This window comes from Bradyrhizobium sp. (genome assembly GCF_049691595.1).
In the GTDB taxonomy this organism is placed as follows: domain Bacteria; phylum Pseudomonadota; class Alphaproteobacteria; order Rhizobiales; family Xanthobacteraceae; genus Bradyrhizobium.
The window spans coordinates 1-11610 of record NZ_JBAVNZ010000114.1; the positions used below are offsets into that span (position 1 = coordinate 1).

10 protein-coding genes are annotated in these 11610 nt (G+C 64.0%); 5 read left to right on the plus strand and 5 right to left on the minus strand.

What is annotated here, in order from left to right; translation table 11 throughout:
• Nucleotides 1-617: nucleotide sugar dehydrogenase (locus WCE35_RS05230; RefSeq protein ID WP_424592281.1), on the minus strand; the 617-nt coding region annotated here is incomplete at its 3' end.
• Between the two features lie 155 nt (nt 618-772).
• On the opposite strand from WCE35_RS05230, the gene WCE35_RS05235 reads away from it, so the two are divergent.
• Complete coding sequence (locus WCE35_RS05235; RefSeq protein WP_424592282.1) at nt 773-1840, plus strand: acyltransferase family protein; 1068 nt, start codon at nt 773-775, stop codon at nt 1838-1840.
• A 55-nt stretch (nt 1841-1895) separates the two neighbouring features.
• Here the strand turns inward: WCE35_RS05235 and WCE35_RS05240 are convergent, their stop codons facing one another.
• Nucleotides 1896-2489 carry a hypothetical protein gene (locus WCE35_RS05240; RefSeq protein ID WP_424592283.1) on the minus strand — a complete coding sequence of 198 codons (594 nt, stop codon included), beginning with the start codon at nt 2487-2489 and terminating at the stop codon, nt 1896-1898.
• Nucleotides 2490-2636: 147 nt separating this feature from the next.
• On the opposite strand from WCE35_RS05240, the gene polA reads away from it, so the two are divergent.
• Nucleotides 2637-5705, plus strand: coding sequence for a DNA polymerase I (polA, locus tag WCE35_RS05245; protein ID WP_424592284.1), 3069 nt, complete (start codon nt 2637-2639; stop codon nt 5703-5705).
• 168 nt (nt 5706-5873) lie between these two features.
• On the opposite strand, the gene WCE35_RS05250 is transcribed toward polA, so the two are convergent.
• The gene (locus WCE35_RS05250; RefSeq protein WP_424592285.1) at nt 5874-6500 is read right to left on the minus strand and encodes a glutathione S-transferase family protein; all 627 of its coding nucleotides are present in this window, start codon (nt 6498-6500) and stop codon (nt 5874-5876) included.
• Nucleotides 6501-6688: 188 nt separating this feature from the next.
• On the opposite strand from WCE35_RS05250, the gene pyrE reads away from it, so the two are divergent.
• Together pyrE and WCE35_RS05260 are read left to right on the plus strand one after the other, a co-directional pair.
• A complete protein-coding gene (gene pyrE / locus WCE35_RS05255; RefSeq protein WP_424592286.1) occupies nt 6689-7252 on the plus strand; it encodes an orotate phosphoribosyltransferase in 564 nt (187 codons plus the stop codon).
• 338 nt (nt 7253-7590) lie between these two features.
• Complete coding sequence (locus WCE35_RS05260; RefSeq protein WP_424592290.1) at nt 7591-8319, plus strand: DUF2865 domain-containing protein; 729 nt, start codon at nt 7591-7593, stop codon at nt 8317-8319.
• A gap of 1 nt (nt 8320) precedes the next feature.
• On the opposite strand, the gene WCE35_RS05265 is transcribed toward WCE35_RS05260, so the two are convergent.
• Together WCE35_RS05265 and WCE35_RS05270 are read right to left on the minus strand one after the other, a co-directional pair.
• The gene (locus WCE35_RS05265) at nt 8321-8752 is read right to left on the minus strand and encodes a hypothetical protein (protein ID WP_424592287.1); all 432 of its coding nucleotides are present in this window, start codon (nt 8750-8752) and stop codon (nt 8321-8323) included.
• 226 nt (nt 8753-8978) lie between these two features.
• Nucleotides 8979-9155 carry a hypothetical protein gene (locus WCE35_RS05270; RefSeq protein ID WP_424592288.1) on the minus strand — a complete coding sequence of 59 codons (177 nt, stop codon included), beginning with the start codon at nt 9153-9155 and terminating at the stop codon, nt 8979-8981.
• 204 nt (nt 9156-9359) lie between these two features.
• Between WCE35_RS05270 and WCE35_RS05275 the strand changes: the two genes are divergently transcribed.
• Nucleotides 9360-11610 (plus strand): glycogen/starch/alpha-glucan phosphorylase (locus tag WCE35_RS05275; protein WP_424592289.1); only part of this gene is annotated, 2251 nt, incomplete at its 3' end.

Sequence of the window (11610 nt, forward strand, 5' to 3'; positions counted from 1 at the left end):
ATCAATTCCGCGGTACGCCGCGCCGTGAACATCAAAGGCGCCTGGTTGAGCGACAGCGGCCGGTAGATATCGCCCAGCACTTTCCGCGCGCGTTCATCCGAGGTGCCGACGACGATACGGTCCGGGAATTTGAAGTCGCGGATCGCCGCGCCCTCGCGCAAGAATTCCGGATTGGAGGCGACGACCATTTCGGCCGAGGGGCGGGTCTCGCGGATCAGCCGTTCGACTTCGTCGCCGGTGCCGACCGGCACGGTCGACTTGGTGACGACCACGGTGAAACCGGAAAGCGCGTGAGCAATTTCACGGGCGGCGCTGTACACATAGGTGAGGTCGGCATGGCCATCGCCGCGCCGCGCCGGCGTCCCGACCGCGATGAACACCGCGTCGGCCTCGGCCACAGGCGCTTTGAGATCGGTCGCAAAATCCAGCCGTTTGGCCTTCACGTTGGACGCCACCAGCGCATCGAGACCCGGCTCGAAGATCGGGATTTCGCCACGATGCAGCGCCGCGATCTTGTCGGCATCCTTGTCCACGCAGGTGACGTGGTGGCCGAAATCCGCAAAACACGCGCCGGACACCAGCCCCACATAGCCCGTGCCGATCATGGCAATCCGCATCGAACGACCTGCTCCCCTAGGGTTAACGCGACCGCCTCTTAAAGCATTTGGCGGCAAAGGGGGAAACCGGAAAAGCACCTGAAAGCGGCACGTAATTTGTATGCATAGAGGAGAATGACACCGATCCGGTCGCCTCGCGCCGAAACAGGACAAAGATGACACCAAACGGCACATCGCCGGCGACCGAACGATCCGCGCCTCCGGCGGGCGGGCGCATCGATTGGGTGGACTATGCCAAGGGGATCTGCATCGTCATGGTCGTGATGATGCATTCGGTGCTGGGCGTCGAACTGGCCGCCGGCCAGACCGGCTTCATGCATCTGTTCGTGATGTTTGCCAAACCGTTCCGGATGCCGGATTTCTTCCTGATCTCCGGCCTGTTCCTCTCGGTCGTGATCGACCGCGACTGGCGCACCTATCTCGACCGCAAGGTCGTGCACTTTGGCTATTTCTACCTGCTGTGGGTGACGATCCAGTTCGGCTTCAAGGCGCCCTCCTTCGCCGCCGAGACGAGCTGGAGCCACGTCGGCTGGCTCTATCTGGAATCCCTGATCGAGCCGTTCGGCACGCTGTGGTTCATCTATCTGCTGCCGATCTTTTTCGTTGTCACAAAGCTGACACGCAACTTGCCGCCGCTCGCGGTCTGGACCGTGGCGGCGGCGCTGGAAATGGCGCACATCTCGACCGGCTGGACCGCGATCGACGAATTTGGCGCGCGCTTCGTCTATTTCTATTCCGGCTATCTGTTCGCGGGCCATGTCTTCGTGTTGTCGGACGCTGCGCGGGCCCGCCCCGCGCTGGCGCTGGCGGGATTGGCGCTATGGGCGCTTTTCAACGGCAGCCTCGTCGAGTTCGGTTACGACGAATGGCCGCTGGTCTCGCTCGCCCTCGGCCTTGCCGGCGCCGCCGCGATCATCGTCACCGGCACGTTGCTGGCGCGGGCGCGCTGGCTCAATTTCCTGCGCTATTGCGGCCAGCATTCCATCGTCATCTATCTCGCCTTCTTCCTGCCGATGGCCGCGACCCGGACGCTCTTGCTGCGCAGCGGCATGATCTCCGACATCGGCCTGGTCTCGCTGATCGTCACCATCGCCGGGGTCGCCGGCGCGCTGGCGATCTGGCGCGCCGCGCGGGCGATGGAGGCCGACTTTCTGTTCGAGCGTCCGGATCAGTTCTGGATCGCGCCGAAAAAGGCCGCGCCCGCGTTGCAGGCGGCGGAGTAGTTCTCGCTACAGCATCGTCCCCGCGAACGCGAGCCGGGACGACGGCATCTACAATTCAATCCGCGCCCTCGATCTTCACGCCGTCCTTCATCTGTCGAAGCTTGGCGCGAAAACCCTCGGCGTCGCCGAAATCGGCAAATCCCCGGTAATGCGGGTGCGGACCGAGCACCCGGCGGGCATGCTTGATCGGACACCAGTAGACTTCGGTGCGCGCCGCCACCTCGCGCATGAACGCGACCGCGCCATTGGCATAGGAGCAATAGGCGCAATTGATCTTCTCGATGATATTGAGATAGGCCAGATGGTGGCGGTCGAAGAGGAGGTAATCGCGCCGGCGCACTTTTGGAATCTTGTAGACCGGAAAACAGATCGCCTGATAGGCCATGACCGAGATATCGAGTAGCGCGATCGGAACAATCAGCGCGTAGATCACCGGCGCGGTCACGATCGACAGCGGACTGGCCTCGATCAGATAGCGCGACACGCGCGTCTTGATCTCCCGGTGAACCCGCAGCACCTCCTTCTCGAACACGATCCTGCGGTTTTCGAGGCGGAAACGCAGCTCTTCCCGCCGCTTCGTCAGCTCGGCCTCGATCTCGGCCTCGACGGACCGGAGCTTTTCCATCAGTGCGTCGAGTTGCGCGGTCATGTGGCGTCCTTTCGGCTACCCGTTGCCGAACGGGGACACGGAACAGCTTCCGAAGCAACCGTTCCATCGCACCGGGCGAGGACAAAAATCCCGGCACATCTTCCTCCGGAGGCTGTCAATCCGCGCAAAAATCCTTAAGTTTCGGCCATGCCGAAAACATCCCCCAAAACCGCCGCAAGACCCGTTGCCGCCAGGGTCCCCGCCAAGGGCGACCATGTCTTCCTGGTCGACGGTTCCTCCTACATCTTCCGCGCCTATCATGCGCTGCCGCCGCTGAACCGCAAGTCCGACGGGCTGCAGGTCAATGCCGTGCTCGGCTTCTGCAACATGCTGTGGAAGCTGTTGCGCGACATGCCGGAGGACAACCGGCCGACGCATCTGGCCATCATCTTCGACAAGTCCGAAGTCACCTTCCGCAACCAGCTCTATCCCGATTACAAGGCGCATCGGCCGCCGGCGCCGGACGACCTGATCCCGCAATTCGCGCTGATCCGCGAGGCGGTGCGCGCGTTCGACCTGCCCTGCCTCGAGCAGGGCGGCTTCGAGGCCGACGATCTGATCGCGACTTACGCGCGCGAGGCCAGCGAGCGCGGCGCGACCACGACCATCGTATCCTCCGACAAGGACCTGATGCAGCTCGTCACCGACTGCGTCACCATGTACGACACCATGAAGGACCGCCGCATCGGCGTGCCCGAAGTGATCGAGAAATTCGGCGTGCCGCCGGAAAAGGTGGTCGAGGTGCAGGCGCTGGCCGGCGATTCCACCGACAACGTACCCGGCGTGCCCGGCATCGGCATCAAGACCGCAGCGCAACTGATCGTCGAATATGGCGATCTCGAAACGCTGCTCGCGCGCGCCTCCGAGATCAAGCAGCCGAAGCGGCGCGAGGCGCTGATCGAGAACGCCGAAAAGGCGCGGATCTCGCGGCAGCTCGTGCTGCTCGACGACAAGGTCAATCTCGACGTGCCGCTCGATGAGCTCGCGGTGCACGAGCCCGACGCGCGCAAGCTGATCGCGTTTTTGAAGGCAATGGAATTTTTTACCCTCACCCGCCGCGTCGCGGAGTATTCGCAGATTGATCCGGCGGATGTGGAAGCGGATGCGGGCATTATGAGCGGTGGCGCTCCTTCACCTTTCCCGCGTGCGGGGGAGGTCGGATCGTCCGGCAGCGCAGATGCACGCCAAAGCGATCCGGGCGAGGGCCTGTTCGCTCGTGGAGACGCCCGACCCTCCCCCGCAGGCGGGAGAGGGAGCGTACCGGGCAAAGGGTCGGGTGACCGGCAAGACAAAGCCGCCAGCCTCAAAGGCACGCCGATCTCGCTCGCCGCCGCGCGCGCCGAAGCCGCGCGAAAAATTCCGGTCGATCGCACCAGGTACCAGACCATCCGCGGCCTCGATCCGCTCATGGCCTTCATCGGCCGGGTGCACGATGTCGGCCATTTCGCCATCGAGGCCATGTCGGACTCGATCGATCCGATGCAGGCGGAGATATCCGGCATTGCGCTGGCGCTCGCGCCAAACGATGCCTGCTATGTCCCGCTCGGTCACAAGCAATCCGGCGGCGGCGCCGGGCTGTTCGACGCCGGCCTAGCACCGGACCAGATCAAGGCAGGCGATGCGCTGGCAGCACTGAAGCCGCTGCTTGAATCGGCAGGCATCGTCAAGATCGGCTTCAACATCAAGTTCAGCGCGGTGATGCTCGCGCAGCACGGCATCACCCTGCGCAACCATGACGACGCGCAGCTGATGTCGTACGCGCTGGACGCCGGCCGCAATGCGCATGGTCTCGACGCCCTGGCTGAACGCTGGCTTGGTCATGCCACGATCGGCTATGGCGATCTGATCGGCAGCGGCAAGAATAAACTCACCTTCGATAAGGTCGCAATCGACAGGGCCACCGAATATTCGGCGGAGAGCGCCGACGTCACCTTGCGGCTGTGGCGCGTGTTAAAGCCGCGCCTCGTCGCCGAACGCATGACCGCGGTGTATGAGACCCTGGAGCGGCCGCTGATCTCGGTGCTGGCGCGGATGGAACGGCGCGGCATCTCGATCGACCGCCAGGTGCTGGCGCGGCTATCAGGGGATTTCGCCCAGACGGCCGCGCGGGTCGAAGCCGAGCTTCAGGAACTCGCAGGCGAGCCGATCAATGTCGGCAGCCCCAAGCAGATCGGCGACATCCTGTTCGGCAAGATGGCAATTCCCGGCGGCACCAAAACCAAGACCGGCGCCTGGTCCACCTCGGCGCAGATACTCGACGAACTCGCCGAGCAGGGACATGAGTTTCCCAAGAAGATTCTGGAATGGCGGCAGGTCTCTAAACTGAAATCGACCTATACCGACGCGCTGCCGGCCTACGTCAATCCGCAGACCCATCGCGTCCACACCACCTACGCGCTGGCGGCGACCACCACCGGGCGGCTGTCGTCGAACGAGCCGAACCTGCAGAACATTCCGGTGCGCACCGAGGACGGCCGAAAGATCCGCCGCGCCTTCATCGCCACGCCCGGCCACAAGCTGGTATCGGCGGATTATTCACAGATCGAGCTGCGGCTATTGGCCGAGATCGCCGACATTGCCGTGCTCAAACAGGCGTTCCGCGACGGCCTCGACATTCACGCCATGACCGCGTCCGAGATGTTCGGCGTGCCAATCAAGGATATGCCGGGCGAGGTGCGCCGCCGCGCCAAGGCGATCAATTTCGGCATCATCTACGGCATCTCGGCGTTCGGGCTCGCCAACCAGCTCGGCATCGCCCGCGAGGAGGCTTCCGCCTACATCAGGAAATATTTCGAGCGCTTTCCGGGCATCCGCGCCTACATGGATGAGACGCGCGAATTCTGCCGCAAGCACGGCTATGTCGAGACGCTGTTCGGAAGGAAATGTCATTATCCCGACATCAAGGCCTCTAACGCCTCGATCCGCTCCTTCAACGAGCGCGCCGCGATCAACGCCCGCCTGCAGGGCACCGCGGCCGACATCATCCGCCGCGCCATGACCCGGATGGAAGACGCGCTGGCCGCGAAGAAGCTGTCGGCGCAGATGCTGTTGCAGGTGCATGACGAGCTGATTTTCGAGGTGCCCGACGACGAGGTCGCAGCGACCCTGCCGGTGGTGCAACACACCATGCAGGACGCGCCGTTCCCGGCCGTGCTGCTGTCGGTGCCGCTGCGGGTCGACGCGCGCGCGGCGACCAACTGGGACGAGGCGCATTGAGCGAGGTATCGTTCCCCGGATGCAGCGCAGCGCGCCGCGTTTTTGCGGCGTGGTGCGCTGCTGAACCGGGGTCCATCGCCGTGGGTCCCGGCTCTGCGATGCATCGTGAAGAACGCTGCATCGCGTCCGGGACACGAGACCCCCGCAAAAGCGGCGCGGGATCCGAATTCAATCCAGCTTCGCGTCCATGCCGCGCTTCACCGCGGGGCGCGCCATCAACCCATTGTACCAGCGCTCTACATTCGGAAAGTCCGAAAGCTCGACCTTGTGGCGCGGGTGCCGCCATGCCCAGCCGAGGATCGCGAAGTCGGCGACCGATAATGCATCGGCGACGAATTCGCGGGTCGCCAGACGCCGATCCAGCACGGCATAAAGCCGTCGGGTCTCGGCCATATAGCGCTTCAGGCCATAGGCGCGGTCCTGCTCGTTCTCCAGCGCGATGAAGTGGTGCACCTGGCCTGGCATCGGCCCGAAACCGCCCATCTGCCACATCAGCCATTCATAGACCGGGATGCGCTCGATCAGGGGTTTTGGCAGGAATTTTCCGGTCTTCTCGCCGAGATAGAGCAGGATCGCGCCGGACTCGAACACGCTGACGCGCTTACCGTCGGGCCCGTCGGGATCGACGATGGCGGGGATCTTGTTGTTCGGGCTGATCGCCAGAAATGCGGGCGCCATCTGCTCGCCCTTGGTGATGTTGACCGGGATCACCTTGTACGGCAGCCCCATCTCTTCCAGCGCCACGCTGATCTTGCGGCCGTTCGGCGTGTTCCAGGTGTGCAGTTCGATGGTCATTTGTCTTTCCCCACAGAAGCCTGGCTATCCCGTAGCCCGGAACCCCGGGGCGTTACAACGGCGCTTTCCGCGGGCTGTCCCCGCGCGCAGGTAAGCCGCCGGTCTGTTGACGGCGCGCGATCGGCGCTGGAATGTGCGGCCGTCCGCCGATAGATTGCACTGCGCCTCCAATCCCGGGGAAAAAAGCCTTGTCCAAATCAGCCGCCCGCGCCCGCCTCGCCGAGATCATCCGCAAGCGCTCGTTCGGCCGCGGCGAGATCACGCTGGCGTCGGGCCGCAGAAGCGATTTCTACTTCAACCTCAAGCCGACCATGCTCGATCCCGAAGGCGCGACGCTGCTGGCGGAACTGACCTATGAGGCGCTGAAGGATGACAATCTCGATTTCGTCGGCGGGCTGGAAATGGGCGCGGTGCCGCTCGCCGGCGCGATCGCGCAGCTTTCCTGGATCAAGGGCCACCCGATCGCGGCGTTCTTCGTGCGCAAGAAGCCGAAGGAACATGGCGCACGACTCGCGGTGGAAGGTCTCGCCAGGGGCGAAACCCTGCGAGGCAAGCGCGTCGTGATCGTTGAGGATGTCACCACCACCGGCGGCTCGGCGCTGAAGGCGGTCGAGGCCGTGCGCGATGCCGGCGGCGAGATCGCGCTGGTGTTGACCATGGTCGATCGCGAGGAAGGCGCGAGCGAAACCTTTGCCAAAGCGGGCCTTGCCTTCCGCGCGCTCTACAAGGCCAGCGAATTTTTGAGGGGGTGACCGGGCGATGGCCTTACCTCTCCCGCTTGCGGGGGAGGTCGACGCGCTCGAATAGCGCGGCGGGTAGGGGAAGCTCTCCTCGAATTTTGACGGTTCCGTTGCTGGGTGACACCCCCACCCCAGCCCTCCCCCGCAAGCGGGAGAGGGAGAAGAGCAGCATTTCTTTTTCGTCGCCGGTTCCGCGGTGACCCCTCGTTTACCATCCGCCGTTATGGTGAATCCTGCCTTAGGCATGTTTGCCGCGGCGCGTAAGGTTGCGTTGGGTGGAGTTGGCGTTGCGTAAAGAGTTTTATTTGTCGCGCAGGTGGCGCCGCGCATGGCTGGTGGCCGCCACGCTTATGGGCCCGCTCGGCCTCGCGCCCAGCCCGGCTTCCGCCGAAAACCTGTTCGACCTGCTGTTCGGCGGCTTCAAGCAGGGGCGGCAGGTCTCGCCGCAGGCCAGCTTCTTCGCCGATCCGTTCGGCGTCAATCAACAGCAGCCGCAGCCTGCAGCCCGCGTCGCGGCCGGCTCCGGGCCCGCCTTTTGCGTGCGAAGCTGCGACGGCAAATATTTTCCGCTGACCATGCGCGGCAATGCCTCACCGGTCCAGATGTGCCAGGCGTTCTGTCCCGCCAGCGCCACCAAAGTCTTCTACGGCAGCACCATCGAGGGCGCGGCGTCGAGCCATGGCGAGCGCTACGCCGACAGCGAAAACGCCTTCGCCTACCGCAAGGCGCTGCGCGCCGACTGCACCTGCAATGGACGCGATCCGTCAGGCCTTGCGCCGGTCGACCTCACGCTCGACACCTCGCTGCGCCCCGGCGACGTGATCGCCACCACCGAAGGGCTGGTCGCCTATACCGGCGGCCGGCCGGGCGCCAGCCAGACCGCCGACTTCACCCCTGTCGCGGCCTATCCCGGCCTCACCGCCAACGTCCGCGCGCGGTTGGGGGAGATGAAGGTCGCTCCCGTGCGTGCGGAGATGGTCGCCGATACTCCGCTGCCGGAGACCAGCCGCGACGTCGCACTGCCAACGGTGGTGCCGAAGACGTTGGCGCCGAAGGCGAAACGGGCGGAAATCAGATAGATCACCGCCCGACGATGACGCCGATCACGTTCGGCGCCGAGCGATATTTTTCCTCGATCGCCGCGCGCGAGGCGGCGCGGTTTTCCGGCGTCAGCAGCCCGCGCTTTTCCGCCAGTATCATCCAGCAATAGCCCCACCAGTCCGTCAGCATGCCCTGATCGTCGACCAGATCATAGCCCTGCTCGGCGGCGAAGCGGCGCGCAGGCGCCTCGTCGAGTGAATCGAGAAAGGCGTGATCCTCCGGCGAAAACAGATCATCGCTGAAATCATCGGTCGTGTAGCCCCACACCGAAAGGCAGACGGCGTTGAACTCGCGGTCGATCGCGTCGTCATCGACGGGGTGGCGGCGCGAGGCCTGATGCAGGCGCGACAGCGAGCGCGCGAAATCGGCGATGCGGGTAAGCGCGAAGGAGTCGAAGGCAATGGTGGACATGTAGTCCTCGCAAACTCGGATAGACCCTAGATGTTGTGTCAGCATAGCGCCGAATCACTATTATATATCAATGGCTTACTAAATTGTTCTTAATTTGTTCCAGTATTTCTCCAAGCGTCGTCCCGGCGGAATACCGGGACAACGAGAAACAACCAGTTGCAGCGTCAGAAAATCATATCGCCGACAACAGCCCGTCGCCGCAATAATTGGCGACAAATTTTCCGCCTCATTGGCGGCCGATCGCCGCGCAGCGCGCGGCGGGCGATGCGTTGTTCTCGACGCTGAAGGAGCAGCTCAGGCCATCGGCGCTGCGGGCAGCCGCGCCGGCGGCGAAGGCCGCGCTGGTGGCGCTGATGCAGACGACCAACAGTGCGGTGGCGACGATCTCGATCAGTAACCTCATGACGCAATCCTCCCCCGAGTTCCGGCGAACTTTGGTCCGTCGCGACGGGATCATATCACCAAATCCAGCTGCCCGGCGCCGCCAAATCGGCCCGGTCCTTGCATAAAATCAGGCCGCGCGGTGCACGACAATCCTTCAGGCGGTTTCGATCGCGGTGCAAGGCGCGTATCATTTCGCAGGGACTCACGAGCCAGGATTTCAGGTTTGCCAGATCAACCATTCCAGGGAAACCATCCGGCGCCGGGTCAGTCGATCGACGAGCTGGCGCTGGCCGAGATCAAGGGTGCGATCCTCGCCAAGCTCAGGCTTGCGATCGGCAAGGATGCCGGCATGGCGACCAGGCGCGACTGGTACAAGGCGGCGGCGCTGGCGCTGCGCGACCGCATCGTGCACCGCTGGCTGACGGCCGAGAAACGGAGCTATGACGCCGGCAGCAAGCGGGTCTATTACCTCTCGCTCGAGTTCCTGATCGGCCGCCTGTTCACCGACGCGTTGAACAACATGGGCCTGCTGCCGGTGTTCGAGGCCGCGCTCGGCGATCTCGGCGTCGGCCTCTCGGACTTGCGCAAATGCGAGCCGGACGCAGCGCTCGGCAATGGCGGCCTCGGGCGGCTTGCGGCCTGTTTCATGGAGAGCATGGCAACGCTCGCGATCCCCGCGATCGGCTACGGCATCCGCTACGATTTCGGCCTGTTCCGCCAGATCATCGCGCAGGGCTGGCAGCACGAATATCCGGACGAATGGCTGGGTTTTGGCAACCCCTGGGAATTCCAGCGGCCGGAAGTGGTCTATCAGGTGAATTTCGGCGGCAGCGTCGAACACGCCGAGGTTAAGGGCCGCGACCGCGCCATATGGCATCCGTCGGAAACCGTGCAGGCGGTCGCCTACGACACCCCGATCGTGGGTTGGCGCGGCCAGCACGTCAACGCGCTGCGGCTGTGGTCGGCGCGCTCGCCCGACCCGCTCAAGCTGGACATCTTCAACACCGGCGACTATCTCGGCGCCGTCGCCGAGGAAGCGCGTGCCGAATCGATCTGCAAATTCCTCTATCCGAACGACGAAAGCGCCGCGGGCCGCGAATTGCGGCTGCGTCAGGAATATTTCTTCGTCTCCGCCTCGCTGCAGGATCTGGTCGAACGCCACCTCGCCGCCGACGGGCAGTTGCGCAGCCTTGCCCAAAAGGCCGCGGTGCAGCTCAACGACACCCATCCGAGCCTCGCCGTCGCCGAGCTGATGCGCATCCTGGTCGACCTGCACAATTTCCGCTGGGACGAGGCCTGGAAGATCACCGTGGCGACGCTGTCCTACACCAACCACACGCTGCTGCCGGAAGCGCTGGAAACCTGGCCGGTCGAGCTGTTCGAACGGCTCTTGCCGCGGCACCTCGAAATCATCTACCGCATCAATGTCGCGCATCTGGCGCTCGCCGACGCGCGTTGCCCCGGCGATGTGGATTTCAGGGCCTCGGTGTCGATGATCGACGAAAAATCCGGCCGCCGGGTGCGGATGGGCCAACTGGCTTTCGTCGGCTCGCACCGCATCAATGGCGTCTCGGCGATGCATTCCGAGCTGATGAAGGAGACCGTGTTCCACGATCTCAATCATCTCTATCCCGGCCGCATCACCAACAAGACCAACGGCATCACCTTCCGCCGCTGGTTGATGCTGGCCAATCCGAAACTGACCGGCCTGATCCGCGAGGCCTGCGGCGAGGCCGTGCTCGACGATTTCTCGCTGTTCGAACATCTCGAAAGCCATGCCGGCGACCACGCATTCCAGCAGCGGTTCCGCGACGTCAAGCATCACAACAAGCTGGCGCTGGCGCGGCTGATCGGCGAGCGCCTCGGCATCAAGGTCGATCCTTCGGCGCTGTTCGACGTCCAGATCAAGCGCATCCACGAATACAAGCGGCAACTGCTCAACATCATCGAGACGGTGGCGCTGTACCAGGCGATCAGGGACGAGCCGCATCGCGACTGGGTGCCGCGGGTGAAAATCTTCGCCGGCAAGGCGGCGGCGAGCTATCGCTACGCCAAGCTGATCATCAAGCTGATCAACGACGTCGCCGACGTCGTCAACAACGATCCCGCCGTCGCCGGCCGCCTGAAGATCGCGTTCCTGCCCGACTACAATGTCAGCCTCGCGGAAGTGATCATTCCCGCCGCCGATTTGTCCGAACAGATCTCGACCGCGGGCATGGAAGCCTCCGGCACCGGCAACATGAAGCTCGCGCTGAACGGCGCGCTGACCATCGGCACGCTCGACGGCGCCAACATCGAAATCCGCGATCACGTGGGTGCGGAAAACATCGCGATCTTCGGCCTGGAGGCCGGCGACGTCATGATCCGCCGCAAGCAGGGGCTGGACGCGACCGACGTCCTCAGCCGCTCGCCGCGGCTGGCGCGCGCCATCATCGCGGTCGAAAGCGGTGCGTTCTCACCCGACGATCCCGCCC